This is a genomic window from Arthrobacter sp. THG-b23 (genome assembly GCF_059091265.1).
Genome location: NZ_JBNHGM010000008.1, coordinates 25,042 through 48,896 on the forward strand (window position 1 = coordinate 25,042; position 23,855 = coordinate 48,896).

Consider the following 23,855-nt stretch of genomic DNA (forward strand, 5'->3'; position numbering starts at 1 on the left):
CCGGACGTTGTTACGCGTCGGCTACCTTGCGGCCCTTGTACTCAAGGAACAGCGCAGTGCCTGCCGAGTCGGTGACAACCTTGGCCTGGTGCGGCAGGCTGTAGGTGACACGGCCGTTCTCAACGGTCTTGACCAGGTTGGGCGCAGTGGCCTTCCACTGGGACCGGCGTGCGCGCGTATTCGAGCGGGACATCTTCCGCTTGGGAACAGCCACGGCTAACTCTCTTCTCTCTCGTCTGACTCTTTACTTTTGGGCGCCTCGTCGGCGGCCGTACCGGCCAACCCGGCAAGGGCTGCCCAGCGAGGATCCACGACCTCATGGTGGTGACCCGGATCCTCTTCAAGGCGCATCCCGCATTCCGGGCACAAGCCTTGGCAGTCTTCCCGGCACACCGGCTGGAACGGCAGGGCGGTCACCACTGCGTCCCGCAGCGCCGGCTCGAGATCGATCAGATCGCGCTCAACCCGCCGCTGTTCGTCCTGTTCTTCTTCCTCGAGGAGTTCAGCATCCTCGTAGTAGAAGAGTTCCTGCACATTGACGTCGAGGTCGTACGCGATGGGATCCAGGCAGCGCCCGCACTCGCCCGTGACAGCCACGGAAACGGTGCCGGAAACCAGGATTCCCTCGTGCACGGCCTCAAGCTTCAGGTCCAACTCCAGATCGGAGCCTTCCTGAACGCCAATGAGTGCTGCCCCGAAATCCTTCGGCGCAGCGATACGTTCTTCAAGAGTCCGCATGCTGCCCGGGCTGCGCCCGAGGTCCTTGACCGCAAGGGTCAAGGCCGAACTTTGATCATGGTTCAAGACCACAGTACTGAGAACTCCTAAAGAACATACGACCGACGTATCATCTTAGCCCGGATCTCCCGCCGGCCCAAACCGGCGGAAGATGCGGGGGTGTCAGTTCCGTTCGGCGGACGCCAACGGCCTCTCTGCCTGGATCTGCGATGCCAGATCGACAATCCAGGAGCGCAACTCGGGTCCCAGGTCTTCGCGTTCCGTCGCCAGCGAGACCACGGCCTTGAGGTAGCTGAGCTTGTCGCCGGTGTCGTAGCGGCGACCCTTGAAGACCACTGCATAAACCCCGCCGCCGTCCTCCTCGGACCCGGCCAGCTCCTGCAGCGCGTCCGTCAACTGTATTTCTCCGCCGCGGCCGGGCGCGGTCTGCTCCAGCACGTCGAACACGGCCGGATGCAGGACGTAGCGGCCGATCACGGCCAGGTTCGACGGCGCCTCGGCGGCGGCGGGCTTCTCCACCAGGCCGTTCACCTTCACGTGCGCCGCGCCGTCGATGCGGCTGATGTCGGCGCAACCGTAGGCGCTGATAGCTTCCGGATCCACTTCCATCAGGGCGATGACCGAACCGCCGGTCGCCTGCTGGACCGCGATCATCTCGGTGAGCAGTTCGTCGCGCTCGTCAATCAGGTCATCGCCCAGCAAGACGGCGAAGGGCGCATTGCCCACATGCTGCCTGGCGCAGAGAACGGCGTGGCCGAGCCCCTTGGGGTCTCCTTGGCGCAGGTAGTGGATGTCGGCCAACTGAGAAGATTCCCGGACCGCGGCCAGCTTGTCGTCGTCGCCCTTGTCCTCCAGGGTTTGCTCGATAAACGGGACCCGGTCGAAGTGGTCCTCCAAGGAACGCTTGTTGCGCCCGGTGATCATCAGCACGTCGTCCAGGCCGGCGCGTGCCGCTTCTTCGACGACATACTGGATGGCCGGCTTGTCGACGACGGGCAGCATTTCCTTCGGCATGGCCTTCGTGGCCGGCAGGAACCTGGTCCCCAATCCGGCGGCAGGCAGAACGGCTTTTCGTACGAATTGAGCTTGAGGCATGCGTCAAACGTTAGCTGAAGCAACGGCTCCGCCGTAATCGCTCACGCCATCCCGGCCGGGCTAGCTTACTGACCGGACATGTGGCGCAGCGTTGGGGTGTGTCTTGAATTCCCTCTGAGATGGAAGGGGCCAGCCGGATTCGGTTGACCCTTTCAGGTTGTACGTGCAGTTCAGTTGGTTTGAGAAGCCGCTGACTGAATGGCCTCGGCGAGGTCGCGGGGACGGCTCCACATAGGCCAATGCCCCGTCGGGAGGTCAATGACGTCGAGGTGCTCGATGTTCGCGACTTCGGCAAACATGGCATGGCCTGCGCGGGCCAGCTCCAGCACGTGCGCGCTCGGGATCGAGCAGCACACCAGGGTGGTCCGGACCTTGCGGCGGGCATCGTTCGTGAGCTCGACGGGCTGACGAAGCACGGGGCCGGGCTCAGGGACGGCCCGGGCCCGAAAACGCTCGAGTACCTCTGCGCTCAGGCCTTCGAGGCTCGCCTGCTGGGCGAGGACGTCGAGGGACGGCAGCGGAAGCTCCTCCAACCCCTCCGGGAGGTCCGGGGCGAAGGCGCTTCCCGTCGCCACAGGGCCGGAGTCGACCCACACCACCCGATGGACAAGCTCAGGGTGTCGGTCAAGGACGAGGCTGACGGGGGCGTTCGCCCCACTGTGAGCGACGAGAGTTGCGGGCTGATCCTCGGAGACCCCGAGTTGAGTGATGACGTCCAGGACCGCTGCGGCTTGATCGTCGAGAGTCTTCGCCGCACGCTCGGGATCGTCCCCGTCGAGACCGGGCAGTGTCATCGCGATTGCACGAGAGTGGTCGGTTGTCAGGTGTGCAAGAACTTCGTCCCACGCCCAAGCGCCCAGCCAGTGGCCGGCGATGAGAATGATGGTCGGACTGCTTGTAGTGGTTGTCATGTCACTACCCTCGCAGGCACCACGGACAAGGGCATGTCACTATTTATGTCATGAATTTGTCGGGGTCTGGACTGTGAAACGAGTCGAGCGGCTCCATGCTCTCTCCGAGATGTTGCGTCGCAGCGGCGCGCGGGGGGTTTCCGCCGAACGGTTGGCGAGAGAGTTCGAGGTATCCGTGCGCACCATTAAGAGAGACCTCGATGCGTTAGAGAACAGCGGTGCGCCTATATGGTCTCGCCCAGGTCCGGGCGGTGGCTACGGATTGGCTATAGGCGCGTCCCTGCCGCCTGTCAGCCTGTCCCCAGCGCAGGCCGTGGCGCTCATGGCAGCCGTGTCCGCTGCACCCGATGCCCCCTACGCCGATCTGGCAGCAGCAGGTATCCAGAAGATCTTGGACGTCCTCGATCCCAAAACCCGAGCACGAGCCGACGAGCTGGCCCACCGCGTCTGGGTCAACGCGCTTCCCTCCTCTTCGCGCGCAATCAAGTCGGCACTGGAGGAGGCGATGGCCGAGCAGCGAGTGATCCGCATTCGCTACACATCGAGAGACGAGACCACGACCACCCGCGACGTTGAGCCAGTGCTGTTCGCCTCCACGAACGGCCAGTGGTACCTGGTTGGGTGGTGCCGACTGCGCAACGCAATGCGATGGTTCACCGTGTCGCGCATCGAGCGAGCCAACGTAACCAAGACGGATTGCGGCGGCCATACCATCCACGAGGTCGGAGAACCCCCAGCGGACGCCAGACCGGTGCACGGTCGGGGCGAGTAAGTCACTCAATCAACCTCTCCGGTCAGTACAGCTAACGGACCTGCTCCCCCGCGCGGAAACGGGCCAGCACGGCCTTCGGCACGAACTCCGAGATATCCCCGCCCAGCGAGGCGATCTCCTTGATCAAGGTTGACGAAAGGTGCGTGTAGCTGCTTTCCGCGGCGAGGAAAACCGTCTCGATGCCGGCCAGGTACCGGTTCATGTGCGCCATGGGCAGCTCGTAGTGGTAGTCCTGCGACGAGCGCAGGCCCTTGACGATGACGCCGGCACCATGACTGCGGCAGTATTCGGCCAGCAGGCCTTCGCCCATGGCTTCAACGCTCACGCCGCGGAGGTAGGACAGCGTCTCGCGGGCCATGGTGAGCCGCTCGTCGAGACTAAAGCGGTACTTCTTGGCGTAGTTGGTCGAGACGGCGACGATGACCTCGTCGTACATGCTGGCGGCACGGGCAATGATTTCCACGTGGCCTTTGTGGAGCGGGTCATAGGATCCTGGGCAGACGGCACGGCGCATAGAGTCGAATCTAGTCGATCCGGCGGGCGGTGCACCACGCTTCGGTGGTAATACTGGGAGTCATGAGCACAGCAATGAGGCAACTCGTCCACGGACGGCGGGCCGATGTTCCGGCACCGTGGCAGCGGACCGCGGCCGGATCGAACCTCCTCGGCGACGACGGCGGCCTCGGCGTCACCATCTTCGAGGAAATGACGACCCTCGCCGCGCGGACCGGCGCCATTAATCTGGGGCAGGGGTTTCCCGACGAGGACGGTCCGGCGGAAATCGCTGCCGCCGCCATCGACGCCATCCGGGGCGGCAAAAACCAATATGCTCCCGGCAAGGGATCACTAACCCTGCGCGGCGCTATTGCCGCCCACCAGGAACGGTTCTACGGCCTGTCACCGGACCCGGAAACCGAAATCATCGTCACGACCGGAGCCACCGAGGCGCTGGCCGCGACGCTGCTGGCCCTGACCGGACCGGGCGACGAAGTCCTGACGTTCGAGCCCTTTTATGACGCGTACGGAGCGATCATCGGGCTGACCGGAGCCCGGCACACCACGGCTCCCCTCCTCGCCCCCGATTTCCAGCCCGACCTGGACGCACTCGAAGCAGCCTTTTCGGAGCGCACCCGCATGGTGCTGGTGAACAACCCGCACAATCCGATGGGCATAGTTTTTCCCCGCGAGGCGTTGGCGCGCATCGTCGAGCTGGCCGAGCGCTACGGCGCACTGATCGTCACCGACGAGGTCTACGAGCACCTGACCTTCGATGTACCGCACATCCCCATCGCCACCCTGCCGGGAGCCGCCGAGCGGACACTCACCATCTCGTCGGCAGGCAAGACGTTTTCGTTCACCGGCTGGAAGGTCGGCTGGCTCTCCGGCCCGGCGGACCTCGTCGCAGCCGTGCGTACGGTCAAGCAATTCCTCACGTACAGCTCAGGCGCGCCGTTCCAGGACGCGGTGGCGGTGGGACTGGGGCTGCCGGACTCGTTCTACAGCGACATCGCCGCAGGCCTGAAGGCCAAGCGGGACCTGCTCAGCGAGGGGTTGCGACAGGCCGGCTTCGATGTCTTCACGCCGCAGGGGACGTACTTCGTCAACGTGGACACGGCACCGCTGGGCTTCACCGACTCGCTGGAGCTCGCCCGGCGGATGCCCGGGCAGATCGGTGTGGCCGCCATCCCGGTGCCGGTCTTCTGCCACCCCGACGGCGCCGAGCGGACCCGTTCGCTGCTGCGCTTCGCGTTCTGCAAGAAGACCGAGGTCCTGCAGGACGCCGCGCAACGCCTCGCTTCCCTACCGAACAGGGTCTGAGCCGTGACCGAACGTTACCTGCGAGGCAGCGGCCTCCATGCCAGCATCGACAAGGACGACCGTGTGCCGGGATCCTACGTTCTGGGCATTGGCGGCGCCGAGCAGTCGCACGTCAATCTGAGGCATCCCGACGAGGTGTTCTACGAATACCTGCGCAGGATCGCCAACGTCGTGGATCTGGCGGGCCCGCCAGGGGTCCCGCTGCGTTGCCTCCACTTGGGCGCCGGCGCGCTGACGCTGGCCCGGTATGTGCAGGCCACCCGGCCCGGTTCCCGTCAGGTCGCCGTCGAGCTGGAGCGGGAGCTGCTGGACTTCGTACTCGAGCACCTTCCCATGCCTGACGGCACCGACCTCGCGGTCCACTTCGGCGATGCGCGGCACGAGCTGGCGTTCGGAGATATCGAGGGCACCTTCGATGTGGTCGTGCTGGATGTTTTCGCCGGCGACGACGCCCCGGAACACTTGACCACGGCGGACTTCTACGAGGAGTTGCTGGAGGTACTTGAGCCGGACGGGGTGGCGCTGGTCAATGTCGGAGACGATCCGCCGCTGACGTTCGCCAAGCGGCAGATCACAGAGCTGGCGTCGGTTGCCGGGTCGGTGGTGGCGCTGGGCGAGGCGGGCATGTTCGGTAGCCGAAGGGCCGGAAACATTGTCCTCGCCGCCCGCAGAGGTGCCTGGCCGCCGGAATGGTCGGCCGCCCTGCTGGCGGCAGGCCCGCACCCGGCGGCCGTCCTCACCGGCCCCGAGCTGGATTCATTCGCCGGCGGCTGACGCACCCAGGACAGGCTCGGCGAACCAGAGCTGGGTCTCGCCGTACTTCCGGACGGCGAACCGGTTGAGGCCTTCGGGCCACCCGGGTTCGGGAGACCGCGAAGAACGTTCAACGACGACGACGGCGCCGTCGGCGAGGAATCCGGACAAGGATGTGAGGATGCCGCCGAGCGCATCCTCGCCCAGGGGGTACGGCGGGTCCATCAACACCAGGTCCCAGTGTTGTCCCGCCGGCAGGTGCTCGAGGAACCGTTCCGCCTTCATCCGGTGAACTTTGACCGTCTTCCGGCCCAGCTTGCCGTTGACCAGCTCGGCATTGCGGCGGCAAACCCCCGCGGCTTTGTCGGCCGCTTCGACCAGGTCGACAGCTGCGGCACCGCGGCTGGCGGTCTCGACTCCCAGTGCCCCGGAGCCGGCGAAAAGGTCGAGCACCCGTGCGCCGGCCACCACGTCGTAGGACTCCAGCCGGGAAAACAGCGCCTCTTTGACCCGGTCCGTCGTGGGCCTCGTGTTCTCCCCCGGCACGCTCGCCAGCGCCAGTCCCCCGGCCACGCCGGCGACGATCCGGCTCAACGGTTACCCGCGTTCAAGGAAGGCCTCCCGCTCGGGATTCAGGTACAACTCGATAGCGTCCGCCAGCTCCGGATACTGGGCGAGGGTGGAATCACGCTGCAGGATGGCCGTCGCGTCTTCCCGGGCACGGGCGATAACTGCCTCGTCCTTGATCACGCGCAGCAGCTTCAGGGTCGACTTGCCGCCGGATTGGGACGCCCCGAGGATGTCACCTTCGCGACGCAGCTGGAGGTCTGCCTGCGAGAGTTCAAACCCGTCGGTGGTCGCGGCGACCGCCTGCAGCCGCTCCCGGCTGGGGTGCCCCGGCTCCAGCTGCGTGACCAACAGGCAGGTACCCGGGAGCCCGCCCCGGCCCACCCGTCCGCGGAGCTGGTGGAGCTGCGAAATGCCAAAGCGGTCGGCGTCCAGGATCACCATCATGGTGGCGTTGTGCACGTCGACGCCGACCTCGATGACCGTGGTGGACACCAGGATGTCCAGCGTGCCGTCGTTGAACGCCGCCATGGCAGCAGCTTTCTGCTCCGGGTCCATCCGGCCGTGCAGCATGCCGATCCGGACTCCGTCCAGGACCGGCAGCCCGCCCAGGTGCTCGACCAGAGCGGCCACCGACGCCATGGGCCGCTGCTGCTCCTGCTGCTCAGACAGCTCGTCCGGCGGATCGGCTTCTTCAAGCTCGTCATCGCCGATCTTGGGACACACAACGTAGACCTGCCGGCCGGCGGCGACCTCCTCGCGGGCGCGTTCCCAGATCCGGCCCTCCCAGGCGGGGTGTTCCTGCAAAGCCACCATGTGGGTGGTGATCGGCGCGCGGCCCGCGGGCAGCTCGGTCAGCACTGACGTTTCCAGGTCCCCGAAGACGGTCATCGCTATCGTCCGGGGAATGGGGGTGGCGGTCATGACCAGCAAGTGCGGAGGCGTGGCCGAACGGCTCCGGAGGCGGTCGCGCTGCTCCACGCCAAACCGGTGCTGTTCGTCCACTACCACGAGGCCAAGGTCCAGGAACTGCACCGTGTCGGACAACAGGGCATGGGTGCCGACGACGATGCCTGCCTCTCCGGTCGCCACATCGAGCAAGGCCCTGCGCTTGGCCGTTCCGGTCATCGACCCGGTCAACAGCACAACCTTGGTGCCGTCGGGGTCGCCGCCCAGCATGCCGCCCTGCGCCAGGGGTCCAAGCGTCCGGGTGATCGATGCGAAATGCTGGCCCGCCAGTACCTCGGTCGGCGCCAGCAGGACGGCCTGCCCGCCCGAGTCGACCACCTGCAGCATGGCCCGAAGGGCAACCAGGGTCTTCCCCGAACCGACCTCGCCCTGCAGCAACCGGTTCATGGGTGAATCGCCGGCCAGCTCGGCCGCAATGGTTGCGCCGACCTGGCGCTGCCCCGAGGTCAGGTCGAACGGCAGCCGGGCGTCAAACTTGTCGGCAATACCGCCCTTCCGTCCCGGGCGCGCAGTCGCCTGTTCCGCCGCCGCGATGGCCCGCTTGCGCCCGAGGGCCGCCTGCAAGACCAGCGCTTCCTGATAGCGGAAGCGGTCCCGGGCCGCGTTGGCGGCCTCCATCGTTTGGGGCCGGTGGATTTGTTCGTAGGCCTCGGCCAGCGAGAGCATCCCGTCCCGGACGGCGATGTCAGTCGGGATGGGGTCGCCCAGGCGGCTGAAGTCCACGGCATCGAGCAAGAGGTCAACGGCTGCCTTGATCCGCCAGCTGCCCAGCTTTGCCGTTGCCGAATACATGGGCACCGGGCGCAGGGCCTCCTCGGCGTCGAATTCGAAGGCGTCTTCAAGCAACTGGTAGTCGGGGTTGGTCAAGGTCAGGTTTCCGCGGTAGGAGGTCACCTTGCCGGAGAACATGGCGATGGTTCCCGGCCGCAGCTCCCGTTCGGCCTGGTAGCCGTTGAAAAAGGTGAGGCTGATGTCCGAGGAATTGTCGGTCACGACAACCTCGGTCAGCGAACCGCGGCGGGCCCGCATCTTGCGGGAACTGGTGCTGAGCACCCGGGCCACCAGGGTTGCATCCTGGTCGATCGGCAGCTCGGCGATCATGGTCAGCTCCCCACGCTTCATGTATCGCCGCGGGAAGTAATTGAGCAGTTCCCCGGTGACCGTCATGCCCAGGTGCTTTTCGAGTGCCGAGGCCGAGCGCTTGCCGAGCCGCCGCTCCAGCGGAACGCTCAGCTCATCAGGCAGGTCAGCCGCCATGGGACTGCTCCGGCGGGCCGGCCAGCTCCGTCATGCTGACGTTCATCGGTTCACCCAGCTCCCGGATGACGTCAAGGGCCGCTTCGCCGTCCGGCACGTGGGCATGGACGCGCCAACGGTACCCGCCCTCGATTTCGGTCACCGCGCTCATGATGACCGAGTCGCCCAGCTCGTCCAGCTTCAGGCGCAGCGTTGCGGCGTCCAGGGGGCTGAGGTTGACGGTGCACATCACCTCGACGCCTTCATCCACGTGGTCCAGGTGCAGGTGGGGATCCTGCACGTTGTAGCCGTGCAGGCCGTCCAGCAATTCCGGCTGCAGTTCCACGCCCAGGGCGCTGGCCCGCAGTGTGTCCATGATGAGCAGGAACCCGACGGCGCCGGCATCGACGATGTGGGCCGATTCCAGTGCGCCGAGCTGGGTCTCGGTCCTGACGACCGCGGCGACGGCCTCTTCCACGACCGATTCCAGCGTTGCCGCCAGCCCGTGGTTGCTGTCGTCGCCGTTCTTTGCCGCATGTACCGCCGACGCCGCCCGCGAGACTGCGGCGATGACGGAGAGCATGGTTCCCTCAACGGGCTCGCTCAACGCCGACCAGCACCGGATTTCGGCACGTTGGAGGGCCGCGGCGAGCAGCGGCCCCGTCAACCGGGTCGTGCCCCGCAGAGGTTCGGCCAGGGCCGCCAGGAAAACGGACAACAAGGTGCCCGAGTTGCCGCGCGCTTCTTCCATCGCGGCCTGGCCGGCTCCGGCCAGGAGTTCGCCGATGTCCGCCGTCCGGTTTTCGGCGGCCGACTTCGCGGCCGCCCGGATGGTCAGATAGAGGTTGGTCCCCGTGTCGCCGTCGGCCACCGGGAAGATGTTGATGGCGTTCAGGCGGTCGCTGTGATTGCCCAGGACGACCTCGGCCCTGGACAGCCAGCGGCGCAGCGCTTCGGCATTGGCAGCAATCTTGGTCTGCAAAATGGTCCCATCTGCATGCGCCGGCGATGCCCGCCAACGATCGTACTCAGTCCTCCGGCGTTACCTGAGCCTACCGCAGCCGGCTCAGCTCACCGGCGAACGACGGCCACCTCGTGGACTCACTCAAGGTCCGCGGTACTCAGGTATTCGCGGAGGCTGTCGTTCTGCAGTGCACCGGCAATCTCGGCGATGGCTGCCTCGTCCGGCAGGACGATCGACTGGCCGTCGGCCGAGGTGCCGGTGCCCAGAGTCGGAAGGGTGAACATCTGGACGTCGCTTGAACGCACGTCTCGAAGCGAAACACCCAGGGAACCCGCGGCCATGGCGTCAAAATCACTGTCAACGCTGACGAACGGGGAAAATTCGTCGACTACCTCGTTGATGCGCACAGGGTTTGTCAGTGTCTCTGCCGTCAGGAACTCGGACATCAGAGCCTTGACGAAGAGCTGTTGGTTGCGGACGCGCTGATAGTCGCCGTCGCTGAAGGCTTTCCGCTCCCGCACGAAGGACAGGGCGGACTCGCCGTCGAGAGTCTGAGTGCCCGCCGGGAAGAACTCCCCGGTCGACCCGGTCGCCGAGAAGGCCGCCGGATTATTGATTTCCACCCCGCCCAAGGCATCGGTCAGTTCCTTAAACCCTGAGAAGTCGATGATCGCCACGTGGTCGACGCGGGTCTCGAACAGTCCTTCGATGGTTTCGACGACGAGCGGTACACCGCCGAACGCCATGGCCGCGTTGATCTTGTGCTCGCCGTGACCCGGGATGTCCACCCAGGTATCCCGCATGATCGACATGACGTAAACGTTTTCTCGATTTTCCGGGATATGCATCAGCATCATCGTGTCGGACCGGCTGCCATCGGAGCTCTCGGTCAGATTCTGCGCACCGGTAGCGCGGCTATCCGAACCCATCAGAAGAATATTGACCGTCTTATCGTTCGGGTCCTTCTCCGCCCGATTGTCCGGAAAGGCTGATTCAATCGTCTGGGACTTGCTGTTGAAGGAGTTGGCCAAGTTGAACAAGTAGCCACCTCCGACGATCGCCGCGACAACAACGATGCCCACCAGGGTGAAGAAGATGGTGCGAATGGGATCTTTTTTCCGCTCGCGGCGCTGCCGCCGCGGGCGGTAGTCATTGTCGTACTCAGCAGTCAAGGGGTCACTTCCTAGGGAGAGGCTACCTAAAAGGATAAACCCAGCGGCCGTGTCCCCCCTGCAGGATCCGTCTGGGCGTGGCTGCGGTCACTGCCGCACCAGCGGGCCGCAAGGACCGGGATACGCTAGCAGTATGACCCGCGCCTTCCCCCGACGCCGCCGTTTTGCTGTCCTTTTATCGCTCGGGTTCCTGGGAAGCCTCACGGCGTGCTCGCCGGTTGTTAATGTTGACGCGGCCCCGGACGCGGCAAACCCGGGATGCGCGCCGATGATGGTCATCCTCCCGCAGTACGTCGCCGATTTCCCGCGCCGTGAGACGAGCAGCCAGGCGACAGCCGCCTGGGGGGACCCTTCCCAGGTGATCCTGCGGTGCGGGGTGCAGGTTCCGGGCCCTACGACGGACCAATGCGTCTCGGTCGACGACGTCGACTGGGTGCTGCGAGAAGGCGAGAACGGCTACTGGACGGCCACAACCTACGGGCGCACGCCGGCCACGGAACTGATTTTCAAGCCCGACGACGTAGCCGAGAGCAGCGTGTTAATGGACCTCTCGCCGGCTGCGGCTGAAATTCCCCAGGAACGGGAGTGCCTGAGCATTTCCGACGTCCTGTAGCCGGACCCCCTAACGGAGACCCGTCTTGCGGTTGAGCGCCAGGTAGAGCAGCTCGTCGATCAACTCGGTGTAAGGCAGCCCGGACTTCGCCCACATCTGCGGGTACATGCTGATGGGCGTAAACCCCGGCATGGTGTTGATCTCATTGATAATGAGCTCGCCGTCCGGCGTGTAGAAGAAGTCAACCCGGGAGAGCCCCTCTCCCCCGAGCGCGTCGAATGCCTGCGCGGCGAGTTCGCGTACCTTCTCCGTGGCGTCAGCGGGCAGATCCGCCGGGCAGCTGAGCGCCGCCGCCGTACCGTCCAGGTATTTCGCCTCGAAATCGTAAAACTGATGCCCGCCGGGCTGGACGGCGATTTCCCCGGGCAGGCTGGTGCGGGTGGGTTCCACTCCCCGGCCCTGCAGCACCGCTACCTCAATCTCGCGGCCGATGATGCCGGCTTCGACAACAACCTTGGGATCGTGTTCGCGGGCAGCCTCCACGGCGGCGCGGAGGCCGCCCGGCTCGGCGACCCTGGTGATGCCCATGGAAGAACCTGCCCGGGCCGGCTTGACGAAGACCGGGAACTGGAGCGTGCCCAGGCGTTCGAGCGCCGCTTCCGGGTCCTGCTGCCACTGACGGTCCGTGATGACCTGATAGGGGCCGACGTGGAGGCCGGCAGATTCGAAGACCACTTTCATGTAGTGCTTGTCCATGCCGACGGCAGAGGCCAGCACGCCGGCGCCGACGTATCGGACATCGGCCATTTCCAGCAGCCCCTGAAGCGTTCCGTCCTCACCAAACGGCCCATGCAGCAGCGGCAGCACCACGTCCACGTTCCCCAGGCTCTGCGGAACCTGCGCGGCCGGCGCGACCATGAGTTCCGGCGTGTCCCGCCTGCTGGCCAGCATCACAGGTTCGGCGGACGTACTGATCTCCGGCATTTTTCCCGAGGCGAGCGACCACTGGGCCGGATCATCGGCGACCTGGACCCACTGGCCGTTGCGCGCAATCCCGATGGGAACGACGTCGTACTTGTCCTTGTCGATGGCCCCGAGAACCCCGGCCGCGGTGACGCAGCTCACGGAATGTTCGCTGGACCGCCCGCCGAAAAGGACGGCAACGCGGGGTTTGCGGCCCGGAGCCGGGGCGTTCGCGGTGGGCATGGTTTCGTCGTTCACTGGAGTTCACCTTCGGATTTGAGTTCACGGGTCAACAAGCGTGGCGCCAGCGCCTCAACGGAAACCTGCCCCTCCAGGACGGCAACCACTGCCTCGGTGATCGGCATGTCCACGCCCACTTTCGTGGCCAGATCCAGCACGGCGCGGCCGGACTTGATGCCTTCGGCTGTTTGGGTCATTCGTTCCGTCACTTGGTCGAGGGTCAGGCCTTCGCCCAGGAGCCGTCCGGCTGTATGGTTGCGCGACAGCGGCGACGCGCAGGTGGCGACCAGGTCGCCGAGCCCCGCCAGCCCGGCCATCGTCTGGACCTCGCCCCCGAGGGCAAGGGTGAGCCTGGTGGTCTCGGCCAGTCCGCGGGTGATGACCGTGGCCTTGGTGTTGTCGCCCATGCCCTTGCCGTCACAGATTCCCACGCAGAGGGCAATGATGTTCTTGACGATGCCGCCGATCTCCACCCCGGTGACGTCCGGGTTCGTGTAGGGGCGGAAATAGCTCGCCGTGCACAGCCGCGCAATCCACTGCGCGGTGTCGTCGTCCGTGCAGGCCACCACCGAGGCCGTCGGCTCCTTGCGCGCAATCTCGAGCGCCAGGTTGGGGCCGGAAATGACGGCTACGTGGTCGTCGGACAGTCCGAGCTCCTCCTTGATGACTTCGCTCATGCGGGCATCGGTACCCCGCTCCAGTCCCTTCATGAGCGAGACAACCACTGCCTCCGGATCGAGCAGCGGCTTCCAGGAAGCCAGTTGCGGCCGGAGGGTCTGGGCGGGAACGGCCAGTACCACCAGCGGCGCGCCATGGAGGACTTTGGCTACGTCTTCCGAGGCGACGATGTTCTCCGGCAGCACGATGTCCTGCAGGTACTTCGCATTCCGGTGCGTGGAATTGATTTCCGCGGCCACTTCGGCGCGCCGGGCCCAAAGCCTGACCTCGACCTCGGGATGGGCGTCCGCGACTACCTTGGCAAAGGTGGTGCCCCAGCTTCCTGCTCCGAGAACTGCGATGTTGGCAGGCAGGTCGGGGCGTGCGGTCACAACTTCTCCTCGGGCGGCAGCTCTTCTGTGTGCACCGGCTCGCCGGACCCAAAGTCCCGGCCAATGGCGCTTTGACCGTGAGCAGAAGGATCCCAGCGGACGGCAGGCGCTTCCTCGCCGCGTACTTCGGCCAGCAGCGCCGTGATGCTGTCCATAATCCTATTCGTTGCGGCCTCGAGAACTGTCCTGGTGATCGGCAAGCCGCTGAATTCGCTTAGGTCCACCGGAGGTCCGGCCGTGACGCGGGCCGTTTTGCGCGGGAAAAGGCTCGGCTTCTTCGCATAGCGGGGCAACAGCTCGTTGGCACCCCAGTGCGCCACCGGAATGATGGGTGCGCCGGTCTGCAGCGCGAGCCTTGCCGCCCCGGTGCGCCCGCGCATCGGCCACAGATCCGGATCCCGCGTCAGCGTCCCCTCGGGGTAGATGATCACGGCACCGCCTTCATCGAGCACCTCGCGCGAGACGTCCAGGGAACGGTTTGCGCCTGAGCTGCTTCGCTCCACCGGTATCTGCCGGGCCGCCGTCAACAGCTGCCCGACGACGGGAATCTTGAACAGCGAGGCCTTCGCCAGGAAATGCGGAAGGGCGCCCTGGTTGTAGACGTAATGGCCGACCACCAGCGGATCGATCTCCGTGTTGTGGTTCGGACAGACGATGAATCCCCGGTCCTTGGGAAAATTCTCCATCCCCGTCCAGTTGCGCCGGAGCGCCAGGTTCAGGAACGGCCGGACAACGCCGGCGAGGACACCGATGACCACCCGCTCTTTGGAGTCTGCTCCCATGGCCGCCTACTCGACGTCGAAATCCGCGCCGAGGCCCTCCAGCTTTGACTGGAAGCGTTCGTATCCACGGTTGATGAGTTCGATGCCGGTGACGCGGGAGGTTCCTGCCGCCGCCAAGGCGGCGATCAGGTGGCTGAATCCGCCGCGGAGGTCGGGGATGTCAATTTCGGCACCGGAAAGCTGGGTGGGTCCCGAGATCACGGCGGAATGGAGGAAGTTCCGCTGCCCGAAGCGGCACGGAATGCTGCCGAGGCATTCGCGGTGCACCTGGATGTTCGCGCCCATTCGAATCAAGGCCTCGGTAAATCCGAACCGGTTTTCGTAGACGGTCTCGTGCACGATCGAGACGCCTTCGGCTTGCGTCAGGGCAACGACCAGGGGCTGCTGCCAGTCCGTCATGAAGCCGGGGTGGACGTCGGTCTCGAGCACCAGCGGGGACAAGCTCCCGCCCGGGTGGTAGAAGCGGATGCCGTCGTCGTCGATGTCGAACGCCCCGCCGATCTTGCGGTAGGTGTTCAGGAAGGCGGTGAGATCGCCCTGATGGGCCCCTTCGACGTAGATGTCTCCCTGCGTCACCAGGGCCGCGGAAGCCCATGACGCGGCTTCGTTGCGGTCGGGCAGCGCGCGATGGTTGAAGCCGGCCAGTTCGGTGACGCCCTCGATACGGATGACACGGTCGGTCTGGACCGAAATGATGGCGCCCATCTTCTGCAGCACGGCGATCAGGTCCATGATCTCCGGCTCGATGGCGGCGCCGCTCAGTTCCGTGATGCCTTCGGCGCGGGTTGCGGTCAGGAGAACCTGTTCGGTGGCGCCCACGCTGGGATACGGCAGCGTAAGCTTGGCGCCCTTTAATCCCCTGGGTGCGGAGATGGCAATGCCGCCGGGCCGCTTGTCCACGATCGCGCCGAACTGGCGCAGCACGTCGAGATGGTAGTCGATGGGCCGGTCGCCGATCCGGCAGCCGCCCAGGTCGGGGATGAAGGCTTCGCCGATCGCGTGGATCAGGGGCCCGCAGAAGAGGATCGGAATGCGGGAATCGCCGGCGTGGGCGTCGATGTCCTTCATGTGGGCTGTCTTGACGTTGGTGGGGTCAAGCGTAAGGTCACCGGTCACCGCGTCCTTGGACACCTCGACGCCGTGCAGGCGGAGCAGGCTGGTGACGATCTCCACGTCCCTGATTTCGGGCACATTCCGCAGGACCGAGGCGTTACCGCCGAGCAAGGACGCGACCATCGCTTTGGGAACCAGGTTCTTGGCACCGCGGACGGACACCTTCCCCGCCAACGGAACGCCACCACGAATGGTCAAAACACTTGCCATGAATACCTGTTTCCTCAAGCTAGTTTAGCGCCGAACTGCGCCAAGGCCTCAGCTAAGCATATTGGCAATCCGTGACCACTCTGAAATAAACGGGGTGCGAGTCCGGCGCTTTCGCTCCTGCCGGCGGGTGCCTTGCATGATGCAGTCGCCGGTGCAAATCGGCGCCGCCGACGGAGCCGGAACGGTTCCCTCGACGGCGCCGATTCGGGGCAGGGCGCGTGTCCTCAGACTTTGGCCGGGAGGGTCTTCGGCTTCCAGGATGGCCGGGTGGCCTCGTAGGTGGTGATTTCCGCCTCATGCTTCAGGGTCAACCCGATATCGTCCAGACCTTCGAGCAGCCGCCACCGGGTGTAGTCGTCGATCTCGAACGGGGCGGTGATGGTTCCGCAGATGGCGGTCTTCGACTCCAGGTCCACCGTGATTTCGGTGCCCGGGTGGTTCTCCAGTTCCTTCCAGATCAGCTCGATGTCATCCTGGGCGACCTCGGCGGCCAGCAGGCCCTGCTTGCCGGAGTTTCCCCGGAAGATGTCGGCGAACCGGGAGGAGAGCACAACACGGAACCCGTAGTCCTTCAGCGCCCAGACAGCGTGTTCGCGCGAGGAACCGGTACCGAAATCCGGGCCGGCCACGAGGACGGACCCGCGGTTGAACGGCTCCTGGTTGAGAATGAAGTCCTCGTGCTTGCGCCACGCCGCGAAGAGGGCATCCTCGAAGCCTGTGCGGGTGATCCGTTTGAGGTACACCGCCGGGATGATCTGGTCGGTGTCCACGTTGGACTGCCGCAGCGGGACGCCGATGCCGGTATGAGTGGTGAACTTCTCCATGATTCTTCAGGCTCCTTAAGCAGCAGGCCGCGATACGGCGTCGTTGTTGACCGGTCCCAGGTCCGACGGCGAACTCAGCGTGCCCCGGACTGCGGTGGCCGCCGCCACGACCGGCGATACCAGGTGCGTCCGTCCGCCCTTGCCCTGCCGGCCCTCGAAGTTCCGGTTGGACGTGGACGCGCAGCGCTCCCCCGGTGCCAACTGGTCCGGGTTCATGCCCAGGCACATGGAGCAGCCGGCGAACCGCCACTCGGCGCCGAACTCCTTGAACACCTTGTCAAGACCTTCGGCCTCTGCTTCCAGCCGGACGCGGGCGGATCCGGGGACCACCATCATGCGCACGTTCGGTGCCTTCTGCCGGCCGCGGATGATGTCCGCCGCGATGCGCAGGTCCTCGATCCGGCTGTTGGTGCAGGAGCCCAGGAAGACGGTGTCGACCTGGATGTCCTTCATGCGGGTGCCGGCTTCGAGACCCATGTACGCCAGCGCGCGTTCCGCCGCGGCCTTGGCGTTTTCGTCGGCGAAGTCGTCGGGCGACGGCACGGCTTCCGACAGGGAAACGCCCTGTCCGGGGTTGGTCCCCCAGGTGACGAACGGCTCCAGCGTGTTGGCGTCCAGGAACACCTCGGCGTCGAACTCGGCGTCGTCGTCGGTCCGCAGGGTCTGCCAGTTTTCGACGGCGGCGTCCCAGTCGGCACCCTCCGGGGCGTGGGGACGGCCCTTGAGGTAGTCGAAGGTGGTCTGGTCCGGCGCCACCATGCCGGCGCGGGCGCCCGCCTCGATGGACATGTTGCAGATGGTCATCCGGGCTTCCATGCTCAGTGCCCGGATGGCGGAGCCACGGTACTCCAGCACATAGCCCTGGCCACCGCCGGTTCCGATCTTGGCGATGACCGCCAGGATGATGTCCTTGGCGGTGACGCCGGGGCGCAGCGTGCCCTCGACGTTGATGGCCATCGTCTTGAACGGCTTCAGCGACAGCGTCTGCGTCGCCATGACGTGCTCTACTTCGGAGGTCCCGATGCCGAAAGCCAGCGCCCCGAACGCGCCGTGGGTGGAGGTATGCGAGTCGCCGCACACCACGGTCATGCCCGGCTGGGTGAGTCCCAACTGGGGACCGACCACGTGCACGATCCCCTGCTCGGCGTCGCCGAGCGAGTGCAGGCGGACCCCGAATTCCCGGCAGTTGGTGCGCAGCGTTTCAATCTGGGTGCGGCTGGTGGGATCCGCGATGGGCTTGTCGATATCCAGCGTCGGGGTGTTGTGGTCCTCGGTCGCGATGGTCAGGTCCGGCCTGCGCAGCTTGCGCCCCGCCAGGCGCAGGCCCTCGAAAGCCTGCGGCGACGTGACCTCGTGCACCAGGTGAAGGTCGATAAAGAGGAGGTCGGGCTGGCGCGCCGCGCCTTCACCTTCGCCGCGGCGCACGACGTGTGCATCCCAGACTTTTTCGGCGAGCGTCTTGCCCGCAGTGTTACCGGCCATGGCCAGATCTCCTCCATCATTACCAACGCAGGCTTATCCTCCCGCCGGGAGGCCCGCACTAAGTGTGTGCTTTAACTCTTCCAGTGCGGCCGCTCTCCCGCCAGTCAATGGACTTGCATCTCACATATTGAGATGGGAGTATCAGCTTATGGACAATCCAAGCGGTGTCGGCGTCATCGACAAGGCGGCCATGGTGCTGGACACCCTGGAGGCCGGGCCCACTTCCCTGGCGCAATTGGTTGCCGCCACCGGGCTGGCCCGGCCCACCGTCCACCGCCTCGCCCTGGCGCTGGTCCACCACCGGCTGGTCAGCCGGGACATGCAAGGCAGGTTCGTCCTGGGCAGCAGGCTGGTGGAGTTGGCCGCGGCCGCGGGCGAAGACCGGCTCATAGCCGCTGCCGGCCCGGTGCTCATGAACCTCCGTGATGCCACGGGTGAAAGCGCCCAGGTCTTCCGCCGGCAGGGCGATTCGCGGGTATGCGTCGCCTCGGCCGAGCGGCCGATCGGGTTGCGGGACACCATTCCGGTGGGGACGCAGCTTTCGATGAAAGCCGGCTCCGCCGCCCAGGTGCTGCTGGCGTGGGAAGACCACGAGAGGCTGCTCGAAGGGCTCCATGGGGCGCGTTTCACCCCGACGGTCCTCGCCGGCGTGCGCCGCCGCGGCTGGGGCCAGAGCCTGGGCGAACGCGAACCCGGCGTGGCGTCTGTTTCCGCCCCGGTCCGCGGTCCGTCCGGGCGGGTCATTGCCGCCGTGTCCATCTCCGGGCCGATCGAACGGCTCACGCGGCAACCCGGCCGGCTCCATGCCGAGGTGGTCTGCAACGCGGCCGCGCAACTGACCGAAGCCCTAAAGAAGACCAACGACTAGCGGTTCAGCCCTTGAAGTGGTCCCATCCCCGGACCTGTGCGGGGCTGCCGTCGAGGGTCACATGAGCCGACCCGCTGCCGCTGACCACTCCGATGGCGGCGAATCCCTCCGGCAGGGCTTGTGCGGCAGGGAAGGTACAGAGCAGGCCATGGTCTTCGCCACCACCGAGGACCCAGTCCATGGGGTCCACACCCAACAGCGCCGCCGCCTCGTCCAGCGGTGCGCAAAAGTGCTGCAACTGTCCTGAGTCCAGGTCCACCGCGACACGGCTGGCGCGTGCCAACCGGGAGGCATCGCGGAGCAGGCCATCCGAGATGTCCATCATGGCGGTGGCGCCGGATTCTGCCGCAGCCGGGCCGGCGCTCAGCGGAGGCATGGGCCGGGACTGGGTCGCAGCCAGCGCCTGCAGGGAAGCCTGGGCCTTGTCGCTGAAATGCGTGCTTTCGAGCAGGCTTAATCCAGCCGCCGCCCGCCCGAGCGTCCCCGCCACGGCGACGACATCGCCGGGACGCGCACCGCCGCGCAGTACGGGGCGGCGGCCTTCGAGATCCCCGGTGACGGCAGCCGTGACCACCAGCGCCTCGCCGCGCCCAAGATCACCGCCGACGACGGAGCACCGGTCCGCACCCAGTTTGCGTATGGCATCGGCCACGCCGTCGGCCAGGCTCTCGACCCACGCCACCGGCGTCGCACCGGGCAGGGTCAGGCTGATGACCATGGACGTTGGCACGGCCCCCATGGCGTTGATGTCCGAGAGGTTCTGAGCCACGGATTTCCACCCGACGTCGTAGCCCGTCGTCCGGTAGCCGGAGGGCCACTCCAGCCGGAAGTCCTGATCCTGAACCAACGTGTCGATCGAGATGACGGTCCGGGCATCGGGTGCGTCGATAACGGCAGCATCATCGCCTGGGCCGACCGGGACGTCTGCGGGGCCGAGCCGGGGGAAAATCCTGTCCAGAAGCGACCCTTCGTCCAGATCGTTGACAGTCAGTTCAGCGGCCAATCTTTGCGTTCTCCTTGTCATCGAGTGTGTTGTCGGGGCGGATGGCCCTGCGGCTTCCTGCGGACGTCATTCCCCGGACGCCTTCAGCACTGCCTGCCTGAATTCCCGGTGCCGGGCCACCGCCTCTTCGACAGGACGTACCAGCCGCTCTTCCGCCACCCGCGCAACAGCGTCCCGGAGCCGCCGTCGTGCCTTCGAGGCGCGGGCGCGGGCAACGGAACGTGCGATCAGGCCTGATGCCAGCGCCAGCACCACCCCGGCGAGGATCCCGGCGGTCAGCAACAAGGTCGGCACCGGGAATCCTTCGACCGTTGGTGTCTCGGGCACCACGAACTGGAGGTACCCCAGGGCCGCGATGCCCAGGAGCCAGAGCGCTCCGGCCAAGGCGGCCGCGAGGGCGAGCCACTGGAGCAGCCCAAAGACCGGCCACCACCACGACGCACGGTCGGAGCGCAGGTCCGTACCCACCAGGGCCTGGTCCAAGTCGTCCGGGAGTGTCTCCTCCGAGGACCGTGCTGCCCTCCGGATGGCCGCGCGCCATGGGGCGCCGGCGCCTTCACCGGCGCGGTCGGCGAACTGCCGGATGGCCTTGTCGGCCTGGGCCTGCTGGGCGGGGCCCGGCGCCGGCATCGACGAGCGGTTGAGCAGCGGATTGACGTCCTTGCGGTCCAGGTTGAGCCGCTTGAGCGGATCACGGCGCAGTTTTCCGAGCCAGCGGACCACCGGCCACCCGGTCCGGGCATGCGCCCGCCGCCGGTACGAGGCCCCCACGGCGTCGCTGATCGCATCCACTCCTGACGCCTGGGCCAGCTGCTCGGCCAGGATGCTCCTGGCTGCCTTGCTGACGCCTGCCGGCTCCGCCTCGGGTTCAACATCCAGGGCTTGGGCTGCCTTTCTGACGTCGGCGAGCAGCCGCTCCGCTGCTGCCTGCCGATTGTCGGCGAAGGCCGTGATTGCTGCCGTCAGCTCCTCAAGGCCGGTTCCCGTCGTGGCGGAGACGGGATAAACATCCACCCGGCCGAGACCGTCACGCAGCAAAATCTCCCTCAGCGAACCCAAAACCGGTTGCAGCTGTCCCTCGGCCAGCCGATCCACCTGGTTCAGCACCACCAACGTCACCGCATCGTGGGAGGCCAACGGCCGCAGGAACCCATGGTGCACGGCTGCATCGGCGTACTTCTGCGGGTCCAGCACCCAGACCAGTACGTCGACCTGGCCGACGAACCTTTGCACAATGGCGCGATGCTCGACGGCGGTGGAATCAAAGTCCGGCAGGTCCAGCAGGATCAGGCCGCCGTGCCCGGCGAACGACCCGTCGTCCAAAACGTGCCGGTTGGCCACCTGTAGCCAGTCCAGCAGCGGTTCGCTGCCGGCGGTTCCCCAAATTCCCGCCAACGCTTCCGACGTGGTGGGACGACGTGCCGCCACGGTGGCGTGGTGCGTCCCGGATACGGCGTTGAAGAGGGAGGATTTTCCGCTGCCCGTCGCACCAAAAAACCCGACCACGGTGTGCTCGGCAGACAGGGAGCGGCGGGTGCTGGCCCGTTCCAGGACTTCGTTGATGGGCGCGAGTTCCGCTTCCGGCAGCACGCCCGCGGCGAGCCCGGCGGCTGTGTTTAAGGCATCCAGCCGTGTCTGCAACAGGGACGTTTCGGGCTGCCCCCGGTGGCGGCTCAATCCGACGCTCCCGTGTCCGTCTGGGCTCCCAAGGCCTGCAGCTGCTGTGCCAGTCCGCGCAGGGGTTTTGCCTGCGGCACGTCCGGGATTCGGGACAGGAAGCGCTCCGCTTCGGCGTGCATGAGCCTGCGCGTGCGCTCCTGCAGCTCCGCGCGGGCCTTGCGCGCGAGCCGGCGCACGGCGTCCTCGCCGAAGACCGCTTCCAGCAGCTTCTGGCCCACGACGGCCGTTCCGCCCGCCACGCCGATTTCCAAACCGGTCAGCCCGCCGGTAGCCGCGAAAATTACCACCATCAGGGCCACCCCGAGGCCGTTTACGCCGAAGGAGAGCATCCGTGCGGTAAAGCGCTTGCTTTCGCCCTCGCTGCGGATCAATTCCAGTAGGTCTGCCTGCCACGCCCGGATTTCACGCGCTACCTCATCCGCAAAGCCCACGCTGGGGGTCGACAGGTCCTCCCGTCCGAGCAGGCCCTGTCCGGCCGGGTCCGCCCGCCAGCGCGTGTCGGCCTCCTCGGCGCCGGCGGCCGCTGCCTCGACGACGACGGCCTGCAGGCCGGACTCGATGGCTTCCTCGACTTCGACGGAGGGAGCGGGCTTGCCGGAAAAGAAAGCGCCGATCCGGTCCCGCAGCAGGCCTATCCCGCTCTCGATGCCCCGGAAGAATTCGCCGGTGCCGACAAAGTCCTGCCACCGCGCCAACACCTCGCCCCTGAGGAGGGTGCCGTCCTCCGTAGCCGCGAGAGCCCGCGTGGTCGCCGCCTCGTAGGCGTCCTCCACGACCTTGCGCAGTCTCCGGCCGGCGGCATGCTGGTCATCCGCGGCATCGGCGACCGCCCCGACCGTTGTGGCCAATGAGCGCACCGCCCCGCCGAGGGTGCGGCGGGCAATGTCGGCGCGGCCGGACGCGTCAGCGGCGAGTTCCTGGAGCCACGCCCGGAGGGGATCGACGGCGCCGGCCGGCAGCATGCCCTGGTCGTCCAGCCTGGACTCGAGGATGACAAACAGCCGGGCCGCTGCGAGGCCCTGCCGCTGCAGCAGGCCGGCCAGGTCGGCGCGGACCTCACGCTCAACTTCTTCCGGTACCCGGTCCAGGACGACCGCCACTTCGATGTCCCGCCGCGCGGCGTCCAGGAGCAGCGCCCACGGCACGGCGTCGGCGTACCGGTTGGCGGTGGTGACGAAGATCCACAAGTCGGCTGCGGCCAGCAGTTGTCCGGCCAGTCGCCGGTTCTCGTCGGCGATCGAATCGATATCGGGTGCATCGAGCAACGCTATGCCCGCAGGGATGCTGCCGTCGGCGAGCAGCACCAGCGAGGTTCCCGCGGGCTCGCCCGCGGGAACCGGATTGTAGGCTTGCCTGTCGGCAGCGTCCGTCGCCAGTGTTCCGGTGATTCTGCTGAGGCCGGGCAGGATCCGCCGTTCCGTGAACCATGCCGCGTCGCTCGGATGGTGCAGCAGGACGGGTTGGCGCGTGGTGGGCCGAATCGCTCCGGCACGGGTGGCCGGAAAGCCCGCCACCGCGTTTACGAGCGTTGATTTCCCGGCGCCGGTGGATCCTCCCACCACTGCCACCAGCGGCGCTTCCAGGGTGCGGTAGCGGGGCAGGATGTAGTCGTCCAGCTGGGCAATGGCCGCCGCGATTGTTCCGCGGGCTGCGGCGGCACCGGGAACGTCCAGCGGCAATTGGCTCGCTTCAAGCGAGCCGCGGCTTTGTTCCAGGAGCATGACGGCGGCCGCCACTCCCCTGTCTTCGCCCTCGGGCAACCTGCTCGTCACGTTTCCTATCATGCCAGCAGGAGCCGTCAACCTCGCCAAGGCGGGCCGTAGGCATGACGATTCTCCGGGCATACAAAAAGCCGGTCCTGGACGGGATGTCCGGGACCGGCTGTTGGTGACCCCAGCGGGATTCGAACCCGCGTTACCGCCGTGAGAGGGCGGCGTACTAGGCCGCTATACGATGGGGCCGCATAGCTTGCACAGTTGAAGGCCTGCACTGCCTTGTCCTTGGCGGACCGTGACCCCAGCGGGATTCGAACCCGCGTTACCGCCGTGAGAGGGCGGCGTACTAGGCCGCTATACGATGGGGCCGTAGGTTTG

General features: G+C 66.4%; 23 protein-coding genes and 2 tRNA genes. 5 read left to right on the forward strand and 20 right to left on the reverse strand.

Features of this window, described 5'->3' with window-relative positions:
* Positions 1-10: 10 nt before the first annotated feature.
* From rpmF to AC5RVD_RS13710, 4 genes are all read right to left on the reverse strand, one after another.
* Positions 11-214 (reverse strand): 50S ribosomal protein L32, encoded by a 204-nt coding sequence (gene rpmF / locus AC5RVD_RS13695; RefSeq protein ID WP_127511582.1) that lies wholly within the window; start codon positions 212-214, stop codon positions 11-13.
* Positions 215-216: 2 nt separating this feature from the next.
* Positions 217-780, reverse strand: a complete 564-nt coding sequence (locus tag AC5RVD_RS13700) for a YceD family protein (RefSeq protein WP_494111322.1) — start codon at positions 778-780, stop codon at positions 217-219.
* A gap of 120 nt (positions 781-900) precedes the next feature.
* Positions 901-1,833 (reverse strand): UTP--glucose-1-phosphate uridylyltransferase GalU, encoded by a 933-nt coding sequence (galU, locus tag AC5RVD_RS13705; protein ID WP_494127210.1) that lies wholly within the window; start codon positions 1,831-1,833, stop codon positions 901-903.
* Positions 1,834-2,003: 170 nt separating this feature from the next.
* Positions 2,004-2,744, reverse strand: a complete 741-nt coding sequence (locus AC5RVD_RS13710) for an alpha/beta fold hydrolase (RefSeq protein WP_494127211.1) — start codon at positions 2,742-2,744, stop codon at positions 2,004-2,006.
* Positions 2,745-2,817: 73 nt separating this feature from the next.
* Between AC5RVD_RS13710 and AC5RVD_RS13715 the strand changes: the two genes are divergently transcribed.
* Complete coding sequence (locus AC5RVD_RS13715) at positions 2,818-3,516, forward strand: helix-turn-helix transcriptional regulator (protein ID WP_494127212.1); 699 nt, start codon at positions 2,818-2,820, stop codon at positions 3,514-3,516.
* Positions 3,517-3,547: 31 nt separating this feature from the next.
* Here the strand turns inward: AC5RVD_RS13715 and coaD are convergent, their stop codons facing one another.
* Positions 3,548-4,030 (reverse strand): pantetheine-phosphate adenylyltransferase, encoded by a 483-nt coding sequence (coaD, locus tag AC5RVD_RS13720; RefSeq protein WP_494127213.1) that lies wholly within the window; start codon positions 4,028-4,030, stop codon positions 3,548-3,550.
* Positions 4,031-4,092: 62 nt separating this feature from the next.
* Between coaD and AC5RVD_RS13725 the strand changes: the two genes are divergently transcribed.
* The gene (locus AC5RVD_RS13725; RefSeq protein ID WP_494127214.1) at positions 4,093-5,334 is read left to right on the forward strand and encodes an aminotransferase class I/II-fold pyridoxal phosphate-dependent enzyme; all 1,242 of its coding nucleotides are present in this window, start codon (positions 4,093-4,095) and stop codon (positions 5,332-5,334) included.
* A gap of 3 nt (positions 5,335-5,337) precedes the next feature.
* The gene (locus AC5RVD_RS13730) at positions 5,338-6,108 is read left to right on the forward strand and encodes a spermidine synthase (protein WP_494127215.1); all 771 of its coding nucleotides are present in this window, start codon (positions 5,338-5,340) and stop codon (positions 6,106-6,108) included.
* On the opposite strand, the gene rsmD is transcribed toward AC5RVD_RS13730, so the two are convergent.
* From rsmD to AC5RVD_RS13750, 4 genes are all read right to left on the reverse strand, one after another.
* Positions 6,091-6,681, reverse strand: a complete 591-nt coding sequence (rsmD, locus tag AC5RVD_RS13735) for a 16S rRNA (guanine(966)-N(2))-methyltransferase RsmD (protein ID WP_494111316.1) — start codon at positions 6,679-6,681, stop codon at positions 6,091-6,093. The genes AC5RVD_RS13730 and rsmD overlap by 18 nt on opposite strands.
* Before the next feature lie 3 nt (positions 6,682-6,684).
* A complete protein-coding gene (locus tag AC5RVD_RS13740; RefSeq protein ID WP_494127216.1) occupies positions 6,685-8,880 on the reverse strand; it encodes an ATP-dependent DNA helicase RecG in 2,196 nt (731 codons plus the stop codon).
* On the reverse strand, positions 8,870-9,808 hold the full coding sequence (locus tag AC5RVD_RS13745; RefSeq protein WP_494111356.1) for a DAK2 domain-containing protein: 939 nt from the start codon (positions 9,806-9,808) through the stop codon (positions 8,870-8,872). Before AC5RVD_RS13745 ends, AC5RVD_RS13740 begins: the two co-directional genes overlap by 11 nt.
* 152 nt (positions 9,809-9,960) lie before the next feature.
* Entirely contained in the window at positions 9,961-10,995 is a 1,035-nt protein-coding gene (locus AC5RVD_RS13750; protein WP_494111314.1) for an LCP family protein, read from the reverse strand.
* Between the two features lie 133 nt (positions 10,996-11,128).
* On the opposite strand from AC5RVD_RS13750, the gene AC5RVD_RS13755 reads away from it, so the two are divergent.
* Positions 11,129-11,608, forward strand: coding sequence for a DUF3515 domain-containing protein (locus AC5RVD_RS13755; protein WP_494111313.1), 480 nt, complete (start codon positions 11,129-11,131; stop codon positions 11,606-11,608).
* A 9-nt stretch (positions 11,609-11,617) separates the two neighbouring features.
* Here the strand turns inward: AC5RVD_RS13755 and AC5RVD_RS13760 are convergent, their stop codons facing one another.
* The 6 genes from AC5RVD_RS13760 to leuC form a co-directional block, all read right to left on the reverse strand.
* Positions 11,618-12,754, reverse strand: a complete 1,137-nt coding sequence (locus AC5RVD_RS13760; protein WP_494111355.1) for a D-alanine--D-alanine ligase family protein — start codon at positions 12,752-12,754, stop codon at positions 11,618-11,620.
* A gap of 11 nt (positions 12,755-12,765) precedes the next feature.
* Positions 12,766-13,800 carry an NAD(P)H-dependent glycerol-3-phosphate dehydrogenase gene (locus tag AC5RVD_RS13765; protein WP_494108533.1) on the reverse strand — a complete coding sequence of 345 codons (1,035 nt, stop codon included), beginning with the start codon at positions 13,798-13,800 and terminating at the stop codon, positions 12,766-12,768.
* On the reverse strand, positions 13,797-14,582 hold the full coding sequence (locus AC5RVD_RS13770; RefSeq protein ID WP_494111311.1) for a lysophospholipid acyltransferase family protein: 786 nt from the start codon (positions 14,580-14,582) through the stop codon (positions 13,797-13,799). Before AC5RVD_RS13770 ends, AC5RVD_RS13765 begins: the two co-directional genes overlap by 4 nt.
* 6 nt (positions 14,583-14,588) lie before the next feature.
* A complete protein-coding gene (murA, locus tag AC5RVD_RS13775; protein WP_494111310.1) occupies positions 14,589-15,905 on the reverse strand; it encodes a UDP-N-acetylglucosamine 1-carboxyvinyltransferase in 1,317 nt (438 codons plus the stop codon).
* 224 nt (positions 15,906-16,129) lie between these two features.
* Positions 16,130-16,729 (reverse strand): 3-isopropylmalate dehydratase small subunit, encoded by a 600-nt coding sequence (gene leuD, locus AC5RVD_RS13780; protein ID WP_494108536.1) that lies wholly within the window; start codon positions 16,727-16,729, stop codon positions 16,130-16,132.
* 15 nt (positions 16,730-16,744) lie between these two features.
* Complete coding sequence (leuC, locus tag AC5RVD_RS13785) at positions 16,745-18,211, reverse strand: 3-isopropylmalate dehydratase large subunit (RefSeq protein ID WP_494127217.1); 1,467 nt, start codon at positions 18,209-18,211, stop codon at positions 16,745-16,747.
* 148 nt (positions 18,212-18,359) lie between these two features.
* Here leuC and AC5RVD_RS13790 point away from each other — a divergent pair, with 148 nt between their 5' ends.
* The gene (locus AC5RVD_RS13790; RefSeq protein WP_494108538.1) at positions 18,360-19,079 is read left to right on the forward strand and encodes an IclR family transcriptional regulator; all 720 of its coding nucleotides are present in this window, start codon (positions 18,360-18,362) and stop codon (positions 19,077-19,079) included.
* 4 nt (positions 19,080-19,083) lie between these two features.
* On the opposite strand, the gene AC5RVD_RS13795 is transcribed toward AC5RVD_RS13790, so the two are convergent.
* The 5 genes from AC5RVD_RS13795 to AC5RVD_RS13815 all read right to left on the reverse strand — a co-directional run bounded on the left by AC5RVD_RS13795 (position 19,084) and on the right by AC5RVD_RS13815 (position 23,846).
* Entirely contained in the window at positions 19,084-20,103 is a 1,020-nt protein-coding gene (locus tag AC5RVD_RS13795; RefSeq protein WP_494127218.1) for a thiamine-phosphate kinase, read from the reverse strand.
* 45 nt (positions 20,104-20,148) lie between these two features.
* A complete protein-coding gene (locus AC5RVD_RS13800; RefSeq protein WP_494127219.1) occupies positions 20,149-21,759 on the reverse strand; it encodes a GTPase in 1,611 nt (536 codons plus the stop codon).
* On the reverse strand, positions 21,756-23,546 hold the full coding sequence (locus AC5RVD_RS13805) for a dynamin family protein (RefSeq protein WP_494127220.1): 1,791 nt from the start codon (positions 23,544-23,546) through the stop codon (positions 21,756-21,758). Before AC5RVD_RS13805 ends, AC5RVD_RS13800 begins: the two co-directional genes overlap by 4 nt.
* A 101-nt stretch (positions 23,547-23,647) precedes the next feature.
* A tRNA-Glu gene (locus AC5RVD_RS13810) sits at positions 23,648-23,723 on the reverse strand.
* Positions 23,724-23,773: 50 nt separating this feature from the next.
* Positions 23,774-23,846 (reverse strand) — tRNA-Glu (locus tag AC5RVD_RS13815).
* Between the last annotated feature and the right edge of the window lie 9 nt (positions 23,847-23,855).